Here is a 20472-nt window from a genome sequence, read left to right on the forward strand (position 1 = left end):
AAATATTACGCCGATAACTGTGAAAACGCAAGCTATCTGAATAATGGTACCGAGGACGGGACTTGAACCCGTAAGCCCTAGTGTGGGCACTACCACCTCAAGGTAGCGTGTCTACCAATTTCACCACCTCGGCACTGATATGAGGCAATCTACCAACTGACAACCTCACCTTTAATTCTCTTTTGTGACGATTACTGGGGAATGTCACTATTTGGTGCTGCTGGCGCTGTCGGAATTTCTGTTGATTTCTCGACTTTAGCGGGCTCACCAATATTTTCCCACTTACTGCTCGTACCAGTTTGGTTGCTAGTCATATTACCAAGCACCAGACTAATAATGAAAAACAGGGTGGCAAAAATCGCGGTCATACGGGTCATGAAGTTACCTGAACCCGACGAACCAAACAATGTCGCAGACGCACCCGCACCAAAGGAAGCACCCATATCAGCACCTTTACCCTGCTGTAGCATAACCAAGGCAACCAGCCCGATAGCAACTAGCAAGAAAACAACTAAAAGAGCTTCATACATATGTTGTACCTGTATCCTCGTGGGGTTTACCACAATCTAGGTGGTTACCTTAATACTGCATCACCCACTCAAACAGGTTAATCGCCTGACTGAGTGGGTCTGAATACTAACCAAACCACACCTGATACGCAAGGTTAATTTCAATAATCAGAATCACTTGAAGAAAAAAACAACAAATTAACCGGCTTGTTTCACTGCATCAGCAATACGATGCGCCAGAGCGGTTACCTGCTCATTATCTTCACCTTCTACCATGACGCGAATCAATGGCTCAGTACCAGACTTACGTAACAATACTCGTCCACAGCCATTTAATTCAGCTTCAACAGACTTGGTGACATTAATTACATTTTCTGATTGAAGTGGATCATGTGAACCGGAGAAACGAACATTCACCAACACCTGCGGTAAAAGTTTCATACCACTACACAAATCATGCAGGCTCATATGGTTGCGCACCATTGCGCTCAGAACCTGAAGGCCAGCAACAATACCATCACCTGTAGTGGTTTTATCAAGCAGGATAACATGACCAGAGTTTTCAGCGCCTAAACGCCAACCTTCTTCCTGTAGTTTTTCCAGTACATAACGGTCACCCACTTTAGTACGCAAGAATGGGATACCAAGCTGTTTCAATGCCAACTCCAATCCCATATTACTCATCAGCGTACCAACAACTCCACCACGCAGTTGTCCCAGTCTCAATGCTTCACGAGCAATAATATAAAGGATCTGGTCGCCATCAACTTTCTGCCCTAAATGGTCAACCATAATAACGCGATCACCATCACCATCGAATGCCAAACCAACGTCTGCTTTTTCCTCCACAACACGTTGCTGCAATAAACGAACATCGGTAGCGCCACATTTTTCGTTAATATTAATACCGTTTGGCTCGCAGCCAATCGTCACAACGTTAGCCCCCAATTCTCTAAGTACATTTGGAGCAATGTGATAAGTCGCGCCATTAGCGCAATCAAGCACAATTTTCAATCCATTTAGACTTTGCTCACTCGGAAATGTGCCTTTACAGAATTCAATATAGCGACCTGCCGCATCGACAATACGGTTTGCACGTCCCAATTCAGCAGACTCTACACAAGTCAGTGGTTTTTCCATTTCAGCTTCAATAGCTTCTTCCACATCATCTGGCAGTTTTGTGCCGTCGATAGAGAAGAATTTAATACCATTATCGTAATAAGGGTTATGAGAAGCAGAGATAACAATTCCAGCTTCAGCGCGGAAAGTACGGGTCAGATAAGCAACAGCAGGTGTTGGCATAGGACCAGTGAATGAAGCAGATAAACCAGCAGCTGCCAAACCCGCTTCTAAAGAAGACTCCAACATATAGCCAGAAATACGGGTATCCTTACCAATAATGATTTTACGAGAACCATGACGGGCCAATACCTTACCTGCAGCCCAACCGAGCTTTAACACAAAATCCGGCGTAATCGGACTGTCACCCACTTTGCCACGGATGCCATCAGTACCAAAATATTTACGATTACTCATAATTTTTCTCTTCCTTTGCTGAAAGTGTTGCTTCGACAATTCGCATTGCCTGCACAGTTTCTCTAACGTCATGTACCCGGATAATCTGCGCTCCTTGCATAGCAGCAATAACAGCACAGGCCACACTACCGGCAACCCTTTCTTGTGGCGGCACATTAAGCAACTGACCTATCATAGACTTACGAGACATTCCTGCTAGCACAGGCAAGCCAAATTGATGAAATTCGTTTAAATGCGCCAATAATTGATAATTATGTGTCAAGCTCTTACCAAAACCGAAGCCAGGATCAAGAATAAGTTTATTTTTTTCTATCCCTGCCGCAACACAACGTTCAATTTGTTTAGTAAAAAATTGTTTCACTTCACCCAATACGTTTTCATAATGTGGCGCATCCTGCATAGTCCGTGGCTGCCCCTTCATATGCATCAAACAAATAGGTAAGCCAGATTGAGCAGCGCTTTCTAAGGCACCAGGCTCTTGCAATGAACGAATATCATTAATCAAACAAGCGCCAGCTCTTGCCGATTCACTCATAACTAATGCTTTTGATGTATCAACAGAAATCCAGATATCAAAGCGCTGAGCTAAAGCCTCAACAATCGGTACAACCCGATCTATTTCTTCCTGTTCACTGATTTCATCAGCGCCCGGACGGGTAGATTCTCCACCGATATCAATAATCGCAGCTCCTTCAGTAATCATCTCTTCCGCATGTCGTAAGGCCATATCAAAAGTATTGTAAGCACCACCATCAGAAAATGAATCTGGAGTAACGTTCAAAATACCCATCACTTGTGGGCGAGAAAGATCGAGAACACTACCTCTGGCTATGAGTTGCATGTTGGTCTGCCTTTAATGTCAAAACCCCAGGGCTTACCTGGGGTTTGATGAGTATATCTGCCAGACTCAGGAACACTTACCGATCATTGTTTCCCGGTTTCCCTGGCTGTTCGCCACCTTGTACCGATGTATCGATATCACCAGTTGGTTTTACAGGCTGTGGCGGAGATGTATTATCTGCTGGACGGCTGTTATTGTTGCTACCATTACCATTTTCCCATCCTGCCGGTGGTCGCACATTTGTGCGATTCATTAAATCATCAATCTGAGGTGCATCAATAGTTTCATACTTCATCAATGCATCTTTCATTGAATGCAGGATATCAAGGTTATCCATCAAAATCTGGCGGGCACGTTGATAATTATTATCGATAATTGCCTTAACTTCCTGATCAATCAAACGAGCTGTTTCATCAGACATATGTTTAGCTTTAGCAACTGAACGTCCAAGAAACACTTCACCTTCTTCCTCCGCATAGAGCAATGGGCCAAGTCTTTCCGAGAACCCCCACTGTGTCACCATATTTCGGGCGATTGAGGTCGCTACTTTGATATCGTTAGATGCACCAGTAGAAACATTGTCCGGACCGTAAATAATCTCTTCTGCCAGACGACCACCGTACAGGGTTGAAATCTGACTTTCCAGTTTCTGGCGGCTGGCACTAATCTGGTCACCTTCCGGTAGGAAGAAAGTCACGCCTAAAGCTCGGCCACGCGGAATAATGGTAACTTTATGAACAGGATCATGCTCAGGAACTAGACGACCGATAATTGCATGGCCTGCTTCATGATAAGCAGTTGATTCTTTTTGCTCTTCCGTCATCACCATGGAGCGGCGTTCTGCACCCATCATGATTTTGTCTTTCGCTTTTTCGAATTCAACCATAGACACCACACGTCTGTTGCCACGGGCGGCAAACAGAGCAGCTTCATTCACCAGATTCGCCAAATCAGCACCAGAAAATCCTGGAGTACCACGTGCAATAACCGAAGCGTCAACATCAGTATCCAAAGGAACACGACGCATATGAACTTTTAAAATCTGTTCACGACCACGTACGTCTGGTAGACCAACAACAACCTGGCGGTCAAAACGGCCAGGACGCAGTAACGCTGGATCAAGTACATCAGGACGGTTGGTCGCAGCAATGACGATAATACCTTCGTTACCTTCAAAACCATCCATCTCAACCAGCATCTGGTTTAAAGTCTGCTCACGTTCATCATGACCACCACCCAAGCCAGCACCACGCTGGCGGCCTACTGCATCAATCTCATCGATAAAGATGATACAAGGTGCGGCTTTCTTCGCCTGCTCAAACATATCACGAACACGGGATGCACCAACACCAACAAACATTTCAACAAAGTCAGAACCAGAGATTGTAAAGAATGGCACTTTCGCCTCACCAGCAATTGCCTTTGCCAGTAAGGTCTTACCGGTACCCGGTGGCCCTACCATCAGAATACCTTTCGGAATTTTCCCACCCAATTTCTGGAAACGGCCTGGTTCACGTAAGTACTCCACCAGTTCACCAACCTCTTCTTTTGCTTCGTCACAACCAGCAACATCAGCAAAAGTGGTTTTAATCTGGTCTTCTGTTAGCATACGGGCTTTGCTTTTACCAAATGACATCGCCCCCTTACCACCACCGCCTTGCATCTGACGCATAAAGAAAATCCAGACCCCGATAAGCAGTAACATCGGGAACCAAGAAATGAAAATAGAGGTTAGCAGGCTTGGTTCTTCCGGCGGCTCACCAACTACTTTTACATTCTTATTTAGTAAGGTATCTAACAGCTTCTCATCCTGCACTGGCAGGTAAGTGGTATATCTACTGTTATCTTTCTTACTAACATTAATCTCACGACCTGAGATACGAACTTCGCGCACCTGATCCTGGGCTAACTCATTGATGAAGGTAGAGTAATCCACCCTACGACTATTAGAATCGCTGGGGCCAAAACTCTGGAATAACGACATCAGCACAACTGCGATAACTAACCAGAGAATCAGGTTTTTCGCCATGTCACTCAAGGGATTAACCTCATATTACAACTGTGTTAACAAATAGCATTCAGGGTACTACAGTTTCCGCCCTGTCGCTACAATGTATACTTCACGCGATCGTGCCCGCGAAGCGTCTGGCTTACGAATTTTCACACTCGTAAACAGGGAGCGAATTTCCCTCAGGTATTCATCAAAGCCCTCTCCCTGAAATACTTTGACGATGAAACTCCCCCCGGGGGCCAGCACATCACGACACATATCTAACGCCAATTCAACCAGATACATGGATCGAGGAATATCGACCGCAGGTGTTCCGCTCATATTGGGTGCCATATCCGACATGACTACCTGGACTTTGTTATTACCAACTCGCTCAAGCAATGTTTTCAATACAAGTTCATCACGGAAATCTCCCTGAAGGAAATCGACTCCAACAATTGGGTCCATCGGTAAAAGATCACAGGCAATTACCCGCCCATTCTCATTAATTTGACTCACTGCGTACTGAGACCATCCACCAGGGGCTGCTCCTAAATCGACAACGGTCATGCCAGGCTTAAAAATTTTGTCACTTTGTTGAATTTCATCAAGTTTAAACCAAGCGCGAGAACGCAGCCCTTTTTTCTGTGCCTGAAGAACATATTTATCACTAAAGTGTTCTTGTAACCAGCGACTGGAACTTGCCGAACGTTTTTTATTGGCCATTGTCCTTTCCAACTATACTAATAAAGAGCCAGATATCTATTGCTCGACACACCAAAACCACAACACACTATTTATGGTGATAGATATGAGATGGCGGTAGAATGTCCCGTTTTCAATCCTAACTAAGCAAAAAAACAATGACTCTTAACAAAAAACAAGTACAACACCTAAAAAGTCTCGCTCATCCGTTAAAACCTGTCGTTATGATCGGTAACAACGGTCTGACTGAAGGCGTGTTGGCTGAAATTGAACAAACGCTGGCACACCATGAGCTTATCAAAGTCAAAATCGCAGGCGAAGATCGTGAAATCAAAAATTTGATCGCCGATGCAATTGTTCGCGAGACCGGCGCATATAATGTGCAAATTATCGGGAAAATTCTGGTTCTTTACCGCCAATCGGAAGAACGCAGAATTATTTTACCTAAATAATCAAATCACATTTATATAAAAATGCCATGCGCATTATTATGATAAAAAAGGCCGAATCCGGCCTTTTTTACTTTCTATACAATTCTAGTGTAACTTTACCTAACGGAAATCGACAGCAACAGGCTGATCCTAAAGTTTAAATATATTCAACTTTCAAGATTTCATATTCAACTTCACCACCAGGCGTCTTGATAGTCACAACGTCATCAACCTCTTTGCCAATCAGGCCACGAGCAATCGGTGAATTCACGGAAATTAAATTTTCTTTAATATCAGCCTCATCATCACCTACAATCCGGTAAGTTTGCTCTTCATCAGTATTTACATTCAAAGCTGTAACTGTAGCACCAAAAATAACACGTCCAGTCTTGGGCATTTTTGTGACATCAATCACTTGTGCATTAGAAAGCTTAGCTTCAATTTCCTGGATACGACCTTCGCAGAAACCTTGTTGTTCACGAGCTGCATGATATTCAGCGTTTTCTTTCAGATCACCATGTTCACGCGCTTCAGCAATGTCTGAAATAATTTTTGGACGACGTACGTTTTTCAGATAATCTAACTCTTCGCGCAACTTATCCGCGCCACGTCCCGTCATTGGAATCTGTTTCATTATATTAATCCTCTAAATCTTTCCTGAGCAAAAACCAAGCATCATCCTGATGTTTTCAGATAACAGCACAATGAGCACGCCTTGTCGGGCGGGCTTCCAGACAATAAACAGTAATGTAAACCACAGGATTACCCAGAGTTCACAATCATTTCTACATATTAATGTGTCATTCTAACGTAGACTTGATGATGGGTCATCGTTTACTTTTCCCCACTTTGCACCTTAGTATTGTGGTATGTCCACATCCACATGCGAAATTTATGTCCCTTTTTAAAATGGCCAGCAGATTAGTTTGCGTTACCACGCTGTATTTGACTATCACCAACGCAAATGCCACACCAGTTGAGGAATATGCACAATATTTGCCTGACGGTACTAATCTGGCGTTAATCGCCCAAAAAGTTGGCGCCAATACACCGTTACTTGATTATCACGGCCAGCAAATGGCTCTACCAGCAAGTACTCTAAAAGTTGTCACGGCCCTTGCAGCATTATTGCAACTGGGCAAAGACTATCGCTTTATCACCACACTAGAAAGTAATAGCAAAATTTCAAATGGTGTTTTAAAAGGAAATTTGACTGCTCGTTTTGTTGGAGATCCGACACTGACCCGTCAACAACTTCGCAATATGGTTACTTTTCTACAACAATCTGGTGTGAAAAAAATTGACGGGGATCTTCTGATAGATGTTTCCGCTTTTGCCAGCCACGATAAAGCTCCCGGTTGGGTATGGAATGACATGACCCAATGTTTCAGTGCTCCACCTTCTGCCGCAATTGTGGATCGAAACTGTTTTTCAGTTTCACTGTATAGCGCGGAACGTCCCGGCGATACTGCATTTATCCGTGTCGCATCCTTTTATCCAGTGAATATGTTCAGTGAAGTTAAAACCCTGGCAAAAGGATCACCTGAAAGCCAGTACTGTGAGTTGGATGTGGTTCCCGGAGAACTTAACCGTTTTACCCTAACCGGATGCCTTACTCAACGTAGTGAACCATTACCACTGGCTTTCGCTATTCAGAATGGTGCCAGCTATGCAGGGGCAATTCTCAAAAACGAACTGCAAATTGCAGGAATTGAAGTAACAGGCAATCTCAAACGCCAAAGCTTACCCACTGAACCCGGTAAAGTCCTGGCTCAGAATCAATCAGTACCATTACATGATCTGTTGAAAGTCATGCTGAAAAAATCTGACAATATGATCGCTGATACTGTATTCCGAACAATAGGCCAACAACACTTTAATATACCAGGAACCTGGCGTTCAGGCTCTGATGCTGTGCGGCAAGTATTAAAACAAAAAGCCGGTATCGATTTGGGAAATACCGTTATGGTGGATGGTTCAGGATTATCCCGCCACAATCTGATCACTCCAGCAACCATGATAGAAGTGTTACAGTTTATTGCTCAACATGATCAAGAATTAGATTTTATTTCTATGCTGCCATTAGCGGGTCATGACGGCACGCTGAGATATCGGGGAGGGTTAGATGAAGCAGGAGTAAATGGAAAAGTTTCAGCTAAGACCGGTGCCCTGCAAGGAGTTTATAATCTCGCTGGCTTTATAACCACTGCCAATGGTCAGCGAATTGCCTTCGTACAGTTTATTTCTGCCTATGCCGTACCACCAAAAGAACATCGTAACCGCCGAATTCCTTTAGTGAGATTTGAAAGCAGGCTATATAAAGATCTCTACCAATACAACTAATACAATGAGCGCCACAAACATGTGGCGCCCTTAACTATAGTGAAAGAACGGAAGAATCAGCGTTTATAAATAAACTCAACACCTTCGTTGTCATCTTCGTCCCAATCGTCATCCCAATCATCGTCTGCTTCCGAAACCTGATCCAATTGCTCTTTATGGTAATCATCCCACATGAATTCAACTTTCTCAGGCTGAGCTTCACCTTCTGTCGTACTCATATTACGCGGCTGAGTTTTCATAAACTCCATGATATCCCAGCAAAGCTCTTGAACGCCCTGACGATTCACCGCGGAGATCATATAGAAGCTACTTTCCCAACCCAATTCATCAGCAATGGCTTGCGCACGCTGTTTAGCTTCTTCAGGCTCCAACAGATCAACTTTGTTGAATACTAACCAGAGTGGTTTTTGTGCCAGCTTTTCACTGTATTGCTGTAGCTCGTTGACAATAATCCGAGCATTTTCGACAGGATTCGATTCATCAACAGGACAGATATCGATTAAGTGCAGTAGTACTCGGCAACGTTCCAAATGCTTCAAGAAACGGATTCCCAAGCCAGCGCCATCAGAAGCACCTTCAATAAGCCCTGGAATATCAGCGACAACGAAACTCTGCTCGTTATCCATCCTTACTACACCCAAGCTTGGTACCAGAGTTGTAAACGGATAATCTGCAACTTTTGGTTTAGCAGCAGAAACAGAGCGGATAAATGTGGATTTGCCCGCATTTGGCATCCCCAGCATACCAACATCCGCTAATAACATCAGCTCCAGCATCAGTTCACGGGTTTCACCTGAAGTTCCCATCGTTCTTTGGCGAGGAGCCCGGTTGACAGAAGATTTAAAACGGGTATTACCGAGTCCGTGAAACCCACCTTTAGCTACCATCAAACGCTGTTCATGGCGCGTCATATCGCCAAGAACCTCACCAGTTGCCACATCGCGAACACGCGTACCTACAGGCACTTTGATAGTGATATCCTGACCACGCTTACCTGTACAATCCCGGCTTTGACCATTTTGTCCACGTTCTGCCCGAAAAGATTTTTCAAAACGATAGTCAATCAATGTGTTGAGATTTTCATCTGCCAATAGATAAACATCTCCACCATCTCCACCGTCACCACCGTCTGGCCCACCTTTCGGAATATATTTTTCACGGCGGAAGCTAACACAACCATTGCCACCATCCCCCGCAACAACCAGTATTCTGGCTTCATCTACAAATTTCATATCTTTTCTCCGTATGAGAGCCATATAGTGCTGGACGGCTGTTTTACCCAGAGATGGCGTATTGAGAATAATAAAAAGCCCCGCAACACATTGCAGGGCTTCTGATTCGGTTTATAACTCGAAAAACTTATTCAGCTTCGATGCTGATAAATTTGCGGTTTTTCGGGCCTTTAACTTCGAATTTAACTTTCCCGTCAGTTAGTGCGAACAGGGTATGGTCACGACCACAACCAACGTTATTGCCAGCGTGGAATTTAGTACCACGTTGACGGACAATGATGCTGCCTGCTAATACAGACTCGCCACCAAAACGTTTTACACCCAGACGTTTACTTTCAGAATCGCGGCCATTACGAGTTGAGCCGCCAGCCTTTTTGTGTGCCATTAATCTGCTCTCCTAAATCTTAAGCGATGACAGTGATTTTAACATCAGTGAACCACTGACGGTGGCCCTGCTGCTTACGACTGTGTTTACGGCGACGAAACTTAACTATTTTAATTTTCTCGCCGCGACCATGAGCAACCACTTCAGCTTTGATTCTAACGCCTTCAACGACAGGAGCGCCGATTTTGATGTCATCACCATTAGCGACCATCAGAACCTGGTCAAACTCAACAGTTTCACCCGTTGCGATGTCCAGCTTTTCCAGGCGAATTGTTTGACCTTCGCTGACTCGGTGTTGTTTACCACCACTTTGGAAAACCGCGTACATATAAACTCCGCTTTCCGCACGCCCCCTATATATCATTCCAGAGCGCGCTATAAATATTCATAATAGGGCGCGAATTCTACGCAAAAAAGCCTAAGAAGACAAGAGCAGAATTAGAGCAGAAGATAAAAAAACGTAGTTTCTGAATTGTCATTTATTTGAACTGTTTTTCGAGTACAATCAAGACACAGCGATAACTCTTGTAACGTTAATATGAACACAGCTCTGCATTAGAACTCATAGCCGAAAAAAACATGAATTTAGAATCTATTATCAAGCTAACCGCTGATGATATGGCAGCGGTAAATGAAGCCATTCTTAGTCAGTTAAATTCTGACGTTATCCTTATAAATCAACTGGGCTACTACATAATCAGTGGAGGAGGAAAACGCATTCGCCCAATAATTGCCATTCTGGCTGGCAAAGCATTGGGTTACCAAGGTAATAAGCATATTACTGTTGCTGCATTAATTGAATTCATCCATACAGCTACCCTATTACATGATGATGTTGTAGATGAATCAGATATGCGACGCGGCAAAGCAACCGCCAATGCCACTTTTGGTAATGCGGCAAGTGTACTGGTTGGTGATTTTATATACACTCGCTCTTTCCAGATGATGACAGCTCTTGACTCTATGCGGGTTCTCAAATTGATGTCAGAAGCCACCAATGTTATCGCTGAAGGTGAAGTTTTACAGTTAATGAACTGCAATGACCCAAATATCTCTGAAGATGATTATATGCGGGTGATTTACAGTAAAACAGCTCGGCTATTTGAAGTTGCCGCTCACTCTTCTGCAATTCTTTCTAACGCTACACCAGAACAAGAAACCGCTTTACAAAATTACGGGCGTTACTTAGGCACTGCATTCCAGCTAATTGATGATTTACTTGATTATGATGCCGATAGCAATACATTAGGCAAAAATACTGGCGATGATCTTAATGAAGGTAAACCTACATTGCCATTATTACACGCTATGAATCATGGTAATCCAGAACAATCGGCACTTATTCGTGAAGCGATTGAAAAAGGTAACGGCCGCCACTTACTTGAAACCGTACTAACAACAATGAAACAATGCGGCTCGCTGGAATACACCCGTAAACGAGCAGAAGAAGAAGCAGATAAAGCAATTATTGCTTTGCAGGTACTGGAAAGCTCCCCATACAAGCAAGCACTTGTGGGGTTAGCTCATATTGCTGTACAACGTCTTTCTTAATTAATAATAACAAAACCTGGAATTAATCTGACTCCAGGTTTTTCTCTGTGTCTTCAACACCTACATCAATATAACCAATCAGTTTTGCCAGCCCTTCCCGCAGAATAAATTTCACAACTTTTTCTCGCTCAACTTTCGTCAGTTGATAATAAGCCTCGACCCAAATTAAAAATGGGTCCTGCCTTTTATTTGTGTAATCAATAGTACTTTCCCCTACGGATAACACATTAAGTACATCTTCAGGCAAGCTGTTTATATGATATTCAAGAGCCTTGCCTTGAACACCCCGTTTACGTCTATATTCCCATCCTTCTCGTCTTGCCATCAGGTTTATCCCCTGTGGCGAAGAAGGAAGTCCGGCAATACCAACCAGCTCTTTAGCTGAGTACCATTCTTTTTTCATACTTTTCTTCTCACTTTGCACCGGGATAATGAAGAAGAAGCCAAGTTAGTTGGCATTTTTACTTTCCCAAAATAGGTCAAATAACATAAATTTTTTCCAAAAAACTTCTGATACCATCCCGTAAAATCATGGCTGTTACTGCCTGTTTCTCAGATTCTGACAACTGGTAGAAAGCACCGACCCAAACCGATAAAGGATCTTGCTTCTGCACCTGATACTCAGAAGGTGATTCATGAAGTTCCAGTGCTGCAATGGTCGTTTCCGGAAAACAGGAATAGTGATACTCAACTGCTTTACCTTGTACGCCCCGTCTTTTCTGACGTATCCACTCTTCACGTTTTGCTCTGGCATTAATTCCTTGTGGTGATCCAGGTAACTCACCCACGCCGATTAATTCCTTGGCCGAATACCACTCTTTTTTCATCACGTTTCTCTATTTTTGTAACCAAGTTCAAAAAAGAAGCTTTTAAGAAAAAATTTGGAAATATTTTCAGAAAAATAATGCTATTTTATTTCTCAATAACAAGTTTAAGTTCGTTATTGCTCTCATGCAGACCTGTTATTTATACCACTAACATAGCATCAAATTTAATAAAAAAAGGATTAAAAATGATTTCAAGGAAATCTGATTGGCATCCTGCTGACATAATTGCAGCTTTACGCAAGCGGGGAACAACCTTAGCTGAAGTATCACGCAAAGCGGGGCTTAGCTCATCTACACTGGCTAATGCACTATCACGCCCATGGCCAAAAGGGGAATGGATAATTGCGAATTATCTGGAAATACACCCCTCCGAAATTTGGCCGAGTCGTTATTTTGATCCAAACACGGGAGAATTATTAGAAAGGAAAATACGCGAACAAACAAATAATTAGCTAATGAATTATATTCGTTAAATAAAAACCGCCGGTAATTGTCATACCAGCGGTTTTTATTGCTTCACGGATATATTTTTTATTTATAAAATATATTAATTAGTTATTAATAAAATTTTCGCCTAATTCTATATCTTTTCTCAATACATCCAACATATCTTCCAATGCTTTCTGTTCAAAATCGCTCAGCTTACCGATGTCCAAACGCTCTTCTACACCATTTTTGCCCAAGCGAACCGGCTGAGCGAAGAAACGGGCATACTCGCCATCACCTTCAACGTAGGCACATTCCACAACATTACTTTCGCCTTGTAAGCCACGGATCAAAGAAAGGCCCAGACGAGCAGCAGCTTGTCCCATAGACAAAGTTGCAGATCCGCCACCCGCTTTAGCTTCAACAACTTCAGTACCTGCATTTTGAATACGCTTAGTCAGAGCGGCCAACTCTTCATCAGTAAAACTCACACCGGGGATCTGAGACAACAGAGGAAGGATAGTCACACCAGAATGACCACCGATTACCGGCACTTCAATTTCCTGTGGATTTTTACCTTTCAATTCAGCAACAAAAGTATTGGAGCGGATAACATCCAAGGTTGTTATACCAAACAGACGGTTTTTGTCATATACACCTGCTTTTTTCAGCACTTCGGCTGCAATAGCTACAGTTGTGTTAACTGGGTTAGTAATGATACCAACCAGTGCTTTCGGACAAGTTTTAGCCACTTGTTCTACCAGGTTACGGACAATACCCGCGTTAACATTAAACAGATCTGAACGATCCATACCTGGTTTACGAGCAACACCTGCAGAAATCAATACAACATCCGCTCCTTCCAACGCTGGAGTAGCATCTTCACCAGCAAAACCTTTAATTTTCACTCCCGTTGGAATGTGGCTCAGATCAACAGCCACCCCAGGGGTAACTGGAGCGATATCATATAAAGAGAGTTCTGAACCTGAAGGAAGCTGGGTTTTTAGTAGAAGAGCAAGAGCCTGACCAATACCACCGGCTGCACCGAGAACTGCAACTTTCATCCTGATACTCCTTAAATCGTTTATACTTTAAAATGCTGTGAATTCATCTGGTTACAAACCATAGATTACTACGTTTTGAAAAACAATCTATTAACAGCCAAATTGTGGACTTACGCTCTAATCATGGGACGTCAAAGTCGCGGTATTCTAGGCAAAATGCTTATCTGTTAATGAGATAACGGACACTATTTTAAGAATTGTCCTATGATTTTATGAAAAAATCGGTTAAATACCTTACACCCAACAACAATACTAAACAATATCATTTGATTAACAATATATTCACCAGATAACCAACTGTAGAAAACAAATTCATCATATTCATATTTTGTGAATTTCTATTTATCATAAGACTAACTTATGCTTTGCAACTTAGTCGAACAATCATTTTTATTGCATAAAAATTCACTAATATGCATAATGCAACTTTCATAATTGATTGAATATGGTGGAATATGCGTACTCCCTCTAAACAGGAAGATTTAATAAAAGCTTTCAAGGCGTTATTGAAAGAGGAAAAATTTAGCTCTCAGGGCGAAATCGTCACCGCTCTACTGGAAGAAGGTTTTGAGAACATTAACCAATCCAAAGTCTCCAGAATGCTCACTAAATTTGGCGCTGTTCGCACCCGTAATGCTAAAATGGAGATGGTTTACTGCCTGCCTGCCGAGCTTGGTGTTCCTACCGCCACTAGCCCAATAAAAAATCTAGTACTGGACGTTGATCACAACCATTCCATAGTTGTAATTCGCACAAGCCCTGGTGCTGCTCAGCTTATTGCTCGTCAGCTGGATTCTCTTGGCAAAGCAGAAGGTATACTCGGCAGTATTGCAGGTGATGACACCATTTTCATTACGCCTGCCAGAGATTTCACCGCAGAACAGCTGCGTGGAACCATCCTTAGGTTTTTCGAACAAGAGCTTTAAATGAACGCGCCAACATGGCGCGATTCATTTTCCTGCTGCCATTTTCAGGATTGATAAGCTTTTTTACTCAGCTTAGAGAGTAATTTTTCATGAATATCACCAAACCCACCATTACTCATAACCAGAATATGATCCCCCGGTTGTGCCTTATCAACAATCATATGCACCAACGAATCGATATCAGCACTCCAATACGCAGGCTGAACACAGTGATCTGCAATTTCTGATACATGCCATTTGATATTAGCTGGCTGGAATAAGAACACTTCATCAGCACGCCCCAACGCTGGTGCGATCTCATTCTTACTTATACCCATTTTCATTGTATTTGAACGCGGTTCCAGTACGGTAATAATACGGGCAGTTCCTCCAACCTTACTACGCAGGGCTTCGAGTGTTGCCAAAATTGCTGTTGGGTGATGCGCAAAATCATCATAAACAGTAATGCCGTTTTCCTCACCGCGTAGTTCAAGACGACGGCGAGCATTAATAAAATCACTCAAAGCACGGCAAGCATCCGCTGGTTGAACACCAACATGGTGTGCAGCTGCAATCGCAATCAGCCCATTCCGCATATTATGTTCGCCAACTAATGACCAATTCACCTCTCCGACAACTTCACCACAATAAAACACCCGATAATCGCTGCTGTCTGTGCTTACCTTTTTTGCCTGCCAGTTACCGGTTTCACCCACCTGTTCCAATTCGCTCCAGCACCCCATAGACAAAACCTGTTTCAGGTTAATATCGTTATCTGGGACAAAAATCTTGCCATTACCAGGAACAATCCTGACAAGATGATGGAATTGTCTCTGAACAGCTGCCAGATCCCCGAAAATATCACCGTGATCGAATTCCAAGTTATTCATAATCAGCGTGCGTGGACTGTAATGAACAAATTTAGATCGTTTATCAAAAAAAGCACTGTCATATTCATCAGCTTCTATGACGAAAAACGGACTTTCCCCGATCTGAGCTGATGTTTCAAAATTACCCGGGGCACCACCGATCAAAAAACCCGGTTTATAGCCACAAGCTTCCAGAATCCAAGCTAACATACCGGCGGTTGTTGTCTTGCCATGAGTGCCAGCAACTGCCAGAACCCAACGCTCAGGCAAAACATAGTCATGTAGCCATTGTGGGCCAGAAGTATAAGGAAGGCCACGTTCCAACACGGCTTCTACACAAGGATTACCGCGGCTCATAACATTACCGATGATGACCACATCTGGCGCAGGCTCTAACTGTGCCGGGTCATATCCCTGAATCAGGCTAATCCCATGTTTTTCCAGTAAGGTACTCATTGGTGGATAAACATTGGCATCTGACCCCGTCACTTCATGGCCAAGAGAACGTGCCAAAATTGCCAGTCCACCCATAAAAGTGCCGCAGATACCAAGAATATGAATACGCATTGATTTTCCATTCCATAGCATGAAGTTAGTCACTATTCTAACCATCAAAAGCAAGATTAAGAAATGGAATAGCCTATGAATCATCCCTTTCTTTGGCTAAACTGCCCGCGCAAGAGTGCAATGGACACTCAGAAACCACTATCAAATCACATTCAGGACTTTCGTCATGAAAACATTAGGCGAATTCATCGTCGAAAAGCAGCACGATTTTTCTCATGCCACAGGTGAACTCACTGCATTGCTTTCTGCTATTAAGCTCGGAGCAAAGATTATTCACCGTGATATCAATAAAGCCGGTTTAGTGGATATCTTAGGAACCAGCGGCGTATCCAACGTCCAGGGTGAAGTGCAGATGAAGCTGGACCTGTATGCTAACGAAAAACTCAAAGCAGCACTAAAAGCACGCGGTGAAGTTGCCGGTATCGCTTCAGAGGAAGAAGACGATATCGTTATTTTTGAAGGCGACCGCGCTGAAAATGCAAAATATGTTGTTTTGATGGACCCACTAGATGGTTCTTCCAATATTGATGTAAACGTTTCCGTTGGTACTATCTTCTCTATCTATCGCCGTATTACACCTGTCGGCAAACCCGTCACTGAAGAAGATTTCCTGCAACCGGGTAACCGCCAAGTCGCAGCCGGATATGTTGTTTATGGCTCTTCAACTATGCTGGTCTATACAACTGGTTGCGGTGTGCACGCCTTTACTTACGATCCATCTCTTGGGGTGTTCTGCTTGTCCCATGAAAAAGTACAATTCCCCCCCAAAGGCAATATGTACTCCATCAACGAAGGGAACTACATCAAATTCCCTATGGGAGTAAAGAAATACATCAAGTATTGTCAGGAACAGGATGAAGCGACTCAGCGTCCTTATACCACTCGTTATATCGGTTCACTGGTTGCTGATTTCCACCGCAATTTACTGAAAGGCGGCATCTACATCTATCCAAGTACCGCCAGCCACCCATCAGGAAAATTACGCCTGCTGTATGAATGTAACCCAATGGCATTTCTGGCTGAACAAGCCGGAGGCAAAGCCAGTGATGGTGCCAACCGCATTCTGGATATCATCCCGTCTAAACTGCATCAGCGAATGCCTTTCTTTGTTGGCAGTAAATCAATGGTAGAGAAAGCCGAAAGTTTTATGGCTGAATTTTCAGATGAATAATTTCATCGGTTAATTATGAATAAACGGTGGGGTTTCCCCTGAGGTATCCCCACAAATCCCTTAGTAAACTAAAATCATTTCTGTGTATCGCTGGCTGAGTAATTTTAAAGATTTATCCAGTGAGGTCCTGACAAATAACTGCGGAGAATACCTCAGGACATTCTCCGCCAACGTAACCGGGTAAGTGTCGCCAATACTGGTGAGAACCAATGACGCACCATTGATAACAGCAGATGTGGCGTCCGTTGACGATAGAGATGTAGGGAAGTCAGCGCAGGCATAATTATGGGGATACCTCAGGGGACTTCCCACCCCTAATATTTATGCCAGTCACTATACCTGTTATCTTTCAAGTTGCCTCTTTGTTGGCTGCACTCACTCACCCCAGTCACATAGTTATCTATGCTCCCGGGGATTCGCTCCCTTGCCGCCGTGATACATCCTGAAATCCATAGGGTATATAGGTTGAAAAACGACCAAACAGGCTCAAACAGACCTTATTACCCTTTTTTCCATTTATTTGCCAGCAAGATTGCCAGCAATGCTATCACGCCAACTAACCCAATTGTGTTGACAAGATCCCATCCATTTCCCATTGCCATCATTCCACCCACCGACAGGGAGGCAATCGCATTCAGTACATAGGTAATCAGTGAATTGATTCCTTGAATACGAGACTTATGAATAGAGTGAGAAAAAGCATTCAATAAGAACGTTCCACCGTTGAACATAAAAGCCCAACCAATACCAAACATGATAAGTGAACTAAGGAAATGGAAAAATGAAGTTCCACTGTATGCTAGCAAGATACCAATAAGGTTCATCGCTACTCCCAACACGATAATCATCTCAGAACGTAGCCTTGTTGCTAATCCTACCAATAACAATGCAGGAGCGTACATAGCAACAAAGTGCCATTGCAGTACAACAGCGCTATTCACTATCGAAAAATGATGATGATGCATCGCTAATGGCGCTGAGTTCATTAATAGCGTCATAACAGAAAACGCGATTGCACAGCTAGCGGTGCCCATTAAGAAAGCCCTGTCCTTAAGCAATGCAGATAATGGACGTATATCCTTCCCAACAGAACTTTTAGCCACAGTGTCGCCTAAAGTCAGTTGCGCCTGAACAATCGCAGTAAGCAAGCAAATTAAAGCGGCAAAAACGAAACTACCAAAGAAAGGATATTCAGGAAATAATTCTACCCCCTGGCTGGCAACAAATGGACCCAGAAATCCGCCCATTATCCCTCCTCCGACAACCCAAGCAGTGGCCCGTTTTTTATTTTCGCCATCTTCACAAACTTCAGCAGCAGCAAAACGGTAGTATTGGTTAAATGCACTAAAAGCACCAAGCACAAAGGTTCCCACAGCAAAAAAAGCAAAGCTGTGCCACAAAAGCGCACCACCCGCAATCAAACACCCTAATAACCCCAACATTGAACCGATGATAAAAGCAATCCTCCGCCCAAACTTTTCCATCAAAGTCGAAACGGAATAAATCATCAGCGCCGCGCCTACAACTGTCCCAGTAACCGGTAATGTCGCTAATTCAGGAATAGGCGCTAATCGTACACCAACCAAGGTTGATGATAGCGTCAGTAATGAAATGATGCTGCCCGTTAATCCCTGCCCCAATGCCAACCATACAATATTTTTCTTCTGAGAAATGTTCATGGCGAATGTTTCCATCAATTAAAAGAGATTCTCTTTAGCATTTCAATCGGGTCGGCACAGCCATTGCTAAAATACAGTAATGGTTGTTGAGCATTGGAAAGCCAGCTAAAAGGAACATCAGATGAAGCAGCTTTCATCGCTAATGGCCGATTAACTAAGCTCATAGCCTCAACATGGGTCATAAAATGAACCTTACTTTCATTATTTACACATGCGATAACATGCTGAGAAAGCTTATTCCCTCCCTGTTCCCCTAATGTAAATATTGCAGGAATATCAGGACGATCTCTTTTTACATGTACAGTCAAACGAATAGCATTATTCAACTCTTTAGTTTCTAAGATTTTTTCAGAATCAGGATTAAGAGTATGAATAGCTATATATTTACGTGCTGATTCATATGCCACTTTATACATAAATGAAATTAATGCTTCAAACACTTCTTCATTACCAATTTTCGCAAGCCAATAATTTTGTGTTCTTGGGTTGAGCAGTGAAACTATTCCAGCATAAATGAGTGTACTTTTAACGTTGTTTCCATTTGTAATTAAAAACTGTTTTAGTACTTCCGGCAATTTAATATTATGTGGAGATATGAGTGAATCGCTATCTATGATAGTGTCCCAATCAATATTCAATAGAATAGTACTAATCTTTCCGCTGACGACATTTTCATCAACAGAACTAGCCTGTTCAGTCACTAATTTTTCAATATCTTCATTTTGATAAAAGTTTTCTTCAGTCCATGGAAGAAACATCACGCGGCTCTGTTCTGCAGCAAAACATTCCGCTATTGAATTTCTTTGCCTATCATATTCTCGTGTCAATTCAGGGCGAGTAAAAAGAGCTTGCCAAAAACGACTTCCCCCTGTTAGGACTTTAATTAAAATCTTATTCCCAGTAACCAAACTCAATGCTTTTGATAATATCTGTAACCGTGCTATCGCATATAATTCAGAAAAATCAGCATAGGCACCTAAAGTTTTCAAACCACCACAAGAGCGTTTAGGTTGTCCCCATCCAAGCACAAAAACAATTTCACCAATATGAATAATACTCGCTAGCTTTTTCTGTAACTCTTCCGTTGCAAGAACACCCGCGTTCTTTGATATAGCGCTGTTGCGAAAAATTTCTACGATCAGTGCCGCTTTATGCCAGTCAGGGATATTAATATTACGATACATACACCCTTCAGGTAATCCAGATAGTGTTCCTCTGGCTTTTTTTACCAATTCAGATGCTTCTCTGTCTATCGTTTTTTTCCACACAGGAAGTAGTGCTCTAATTTGCTCGTTATCTAAATAGATAACTTCTGAATCCTCTTGCTCAAAATATTCTTCTCGCCATTTTCTTGCCAGGAAATCAGGAAGCCCAGACTCACTAAGAACTTCTCTTTCTTTTAAGAATAAGAGATTACTTTCCATATATTTACTCGTTTTTT

General features: G+C 42.9%; 22 protein-coding genes and 1 tRNA gene. 6 read left to right on the forward strand and 17 right to left on the reverse strand.

Annotation, left to right across the window (positions count from 1 at the left end):
• Window positions 1–44: 44 nt before the first annotated feature.
• The 6 genes from C5469_RS08440 to rlmE all read right to left on the reverse strand — a co-directional run bounded on the left by C5469_RS08440 (window position 45) and on the right by rlmE (window position 5602).
• Window positions 45–133, reverse strand: a tRNA-Leu gene (locus C5469_RS08440).
• A 58-nt stretch (window positions 134–191) separates the two neighbouring features.
• Entirely contained in the window at window positions 192–530 is a 339-nt protein-coding gene (gene secG / locus C5469_RS08445) for a preprotein translocase subunit SecG (protein WP_166304883.1), read from the reverse strand.
• 177 nt (window positions 531–707) lie between these two features.
• Window positions 708–2045 carry a phosphoglucosamine mutase gene (gene glmM / locus C5469_RS08450; protein WP_166304886.1) on the reverse strand — a complete coding sequence of 446 codons (1338 nt, stop codon included), beginning with the start codon at window positions 2043–2045 and terminating at the stop codon, window positions 708–710.
• Window positions 2038–2886, reverse strand: coding sequence for a dihydropteroate synthase (gene folP, locus C5469_RS08455; protein WP_166304889.1), 849 nt, complete (start codon window positions 2884–2886; stop codon window positions 2038–2040). Before folP ends, glmM begins: the two co-directional genes overlap by 8 nt.
• A 76-nt stretch (window positions 2887–2962) precedes the next feature.
• A complete protein-coding gene (gene ftsH / locus C5469_RS08460; protein ID WP_166305155.1) occupies window positions 2963–4915 on the reverse strand; it encodes an ATP-dependent zinc metalloprotease FtsH in 1953 nt (650 codons plus the stop codon).
• Window positions 4916–4972: 57 nt separating this feature from the next.
• On the reverse strand, window positions 4973–5602 hold the full coding sequence (gene rlmE, locus C5469_RS08465; RefSeq protein WP_166304892.1) for a 23S rRNA (uridine(2552)-2'-O)-methyltransferase RlmE: 630 nt from the start codon (window positions 5600–5602) through the stop codon (window positions 4973–4975).
• 137 nt (window positions 5603–5739) lie between these two features.
• On the opposite strand from rlmE, the gene yhbY reads away from it, so the two are divergent.
• Window positions 5740–6033, forward strand: coding sequence for a ribosome assembly RNA-binding protein YhbY (yhbY, locus tag C5469_RS08470; RefSeq protein ID WP_021323300.1), 294 nt, complete (start codon window positions 5740–5742; stop codon window positions 6031–6033).
• Window positions 6034–6169: 136 nt separating this feature from the next.
• Here the strand turns inward: yhbY and greA are convergent, their stop codons facing one another.
• Window positions 6170–6646, reverse strand: coding sequence for a transcription elongation factor GreA (gene greA / locus C5469_RS08475; RefSeq protein WP_166304895.1), 477 nt, complete (start codon window positions 6644–6646; stop codon window positions 6170–6172).
• Window positions 6647–6921: 275 nt separating this feature from the next.
• On the opposite strand from greA, the gene dacB reads away from it, so the two are divergent.
• Window positions 6922–8355, forward strand: a complete 1434-nt coding sequence (dacB, locus tag C5469_RS08480; protein WP_166305158.1) for a serine-type D-Ala-D-Ala carboxypeptidase — start codon at window positions 6922–6924, stop codon at window positions 8353–8355.
• Window positions 8356–8411: 56 nt separating this feature from the next.
• Here dacB and cgtA read toward each other — a convergent pair whose 3' ends face one another.
• The 3 genes from cgtA to rplU all read right to left on the reverse strand — a co-directional run bounded on the left by cgtA (window position 8412) and on the right by rplU (window position 10300).
• Window positions 8412–9587, reverse strand: coding sequence for an Obg family GTPase CgtA (gene cgtA, locus C5469_RS08485; protein ID WP_166304898.1), 1176 nt, complete (start codon window positions 9585–9587; stop codon window positions 8412–8414).
• Between the two features lie 127 nt (window positions 9588–9714).
• The gene (gene rpmA / locus C5469_RS08490) at window positions 9715–9972 is read right to left on the reverse strand and encodes a 50S ribosomal protein L27 (protein WP_054480223.1); all 258 of its coding nucleotides are present in this window, start codon (window positions 9970–9972) and stop codon (window positions 9715–9717) included.
• Window positions 9973–9991: 19 nt separating this feature from the next.
• Window positions 9992–10300, reverse strand: coding sequence for a 50S ribosomal protein L21 (rplU, locus tag C5469_RS08495; RefSeq protein ID WP_166304906.1), 309 nt, complete (start codon window positions 10298–10300; stop codon window positions 9992–9994).
• Window positions 10301–10551: 251 nt separating this feature from the next.
• Between rplU and ispB the strand changes: the two genes are divergently transcribed.
• Window positions 10552–11523, forward strand: coding sequence for an octaprenyl diphosphate synthase (ispB, locus tag C5469_RS08500; RefSeq protein WP_166304909.1), 972 nt, complete (start codon window positions 10552–10554; stop codon window positions 11521–11523).
• A 22-nt stretch (window positions 11524–11545) separates the two neighbouring features.
• Here ispB and C5469_RS08505 read toward each other — a convergent pair whose 3' ends face one another.
• Both C5469_RS08505 and C5469_RS08510 read right to left on the reverse strand, forming a co-directional pair.
• Window positions 11546–11926: a DNA-binding protein gene (locus C5469_RS08505; RefSeq protein ID WP_166304912.1), complete on the reverse strand. Its 381-nt coding sequence runs from the start codon at window positions 11924–11926 to the stop codon at window positions 11546–11548.
• Between the two features lie 76 nt (window positions 11927–12002).
• The gene (locus C5469_RS08510; protein WP_166304915.1) at window positions 12003–12350 is read right to left on the reverse strand and encodes a DNA-binding protein; all 348 of its coding nucleotides are present in this window, start codon (window positions 12348–12350) and stop codon (window positions 12003–12005) included.
• Window positions 12351–12535: 185 nt separating this feature from the next.
• Here C5469_RS08510 and C5469_RS08515 point away from each other — a divergent pair, with 185 nt between their 5' ends.
• Window positions 12536–12802 carry a helix-turn-helix domain-containing protein gene (locus tag C5469_RS08515; RefSeq protein WP_036770439.1) on the forward strand — a complete coding sequence of 89 codons (267 nt, stop codon included), beginning with the start codon at window positions 12536–12538 and terminating at the stop codon, window positions 12800–12802.
• A 99-nt stretch (window positions 12803–12901) separates the two neighbouring features.
• On the opposite strand, the gene mdh is transcribed toward C5469_RS08515, so the two are convergent.
• Window positions 12902–13840 carry a malate dehydrogenase gene (gene mdh, locus C5469_RS08520; RefSeq protein WP_166304918.1) on the reverse strand — a complete coding sequence of 313 codons (939 nt, stop codon included), beginning with the start codon at window positions 13838–13840 and terminating at the stop codon, window positions 12902–12904.
• A gap of 455 nt (window positions 13841–14295) precedes the next feature.
• Here mdh and argR point away from each other — a divergent pair, with 455 nt between their 5' ends.
• Window positions 14296–14766: a transcriptional regulator ArgR gene (gene argR, locus C5469_RS08525; protein ID WP_054478317.1), complete on the forward strand. Its 471-nt coding sequence runs from the start codon at window positions 14296–14298 to the stop codon at window positions 14764–14766.
• A gap of 44 nt (window positions 14767–14810) precedes the next feature.
• Here the strand turns inward: argR and mpl are convergent, their stop codons facing one another.
• Window positions 14811–16181, reverse strand: coding sequence for a UDP-N-acetylmuramate:L-alanyl-gamma-D-glutamyl-meso-diaminopimelate ligase (gene mpl / locus C5469_RS08530; RefSeq protein ID WP_166304921.1), 1371 nt, complete (start codon window positions 16179–16181; stop codon window positions 14811–14813).
• A 166-nt stretch (window positions 16182–16347) separates the two neighbouring features.
• Here mpl and fbp point away from each other — a divergent pair, with 166 nt between their 5' ends.
• The gene (fbp, locus tag C5469_RS08535; protein WP_166304924.1) at window positions 16348–17352 is read left to right on the forward strand and encodes a class 1 fructose-bisphosphatase; all 1005 of its coding nucleotides are present in this window, start codon (window positions 16348–16350) and stop codon (window positions 17350–17352) included.
• Window positions 17353–17504: 152 nt separating this feature from the next.
• Here fbp and C5469_RS24020 read toward each other — a convergent pair whose 3' ends face one another.
• The 3 genes from C5469_RS24020 to C5469_RS08545 form a co-directional block, all read right to left on the reverse strand.
• A complete protein-coding gene (locus tag C5469_RS24020; RefSeq protein WP_278249750.1) occupies window positions 17505–17633 on the reverse strand; it encodes a hypothetical protein in 129 nt (42 codons plus the stop codon).
• A gap of 219 nt (window positions 17634–17852) precedes the next feature.
• Window positions 17853–19031: an MFS transporter gene (locus tag C5469_RS08540; RefSeq protein ID WP_166304927.1), complete on the reverse strand. Its 1179-nt coding sequence runs from the start codon at window positions 19029–19031 to the stop codon at window positions 17853–17855.
• A 14-nt stretch (window positions 19032–19045) separates the two neighbouring features.
• The gene (locus C5469_RS08545) at window positions 19046–20455 is read right to left on the reverse strand and encodes a hypothetical protein (protein WP_166304930.1); all 1410 of its coding nucleotides are present in this window, start codon (window positions 20453–20455) and stop codon (window positions 19046–19048) included.
• Window positions 20456–20472: the final 17 nt, after the last annotated feature.

The organism is Photorhabdus cinerea, from assembly GCF_011189575.1.
GTDB lineage: Bacteria > Pseudomonadota > Gammaproteobacteria > Enterobacterales > Enterobacteriaceae > Photorhabdus > Photorhabdus cinerea.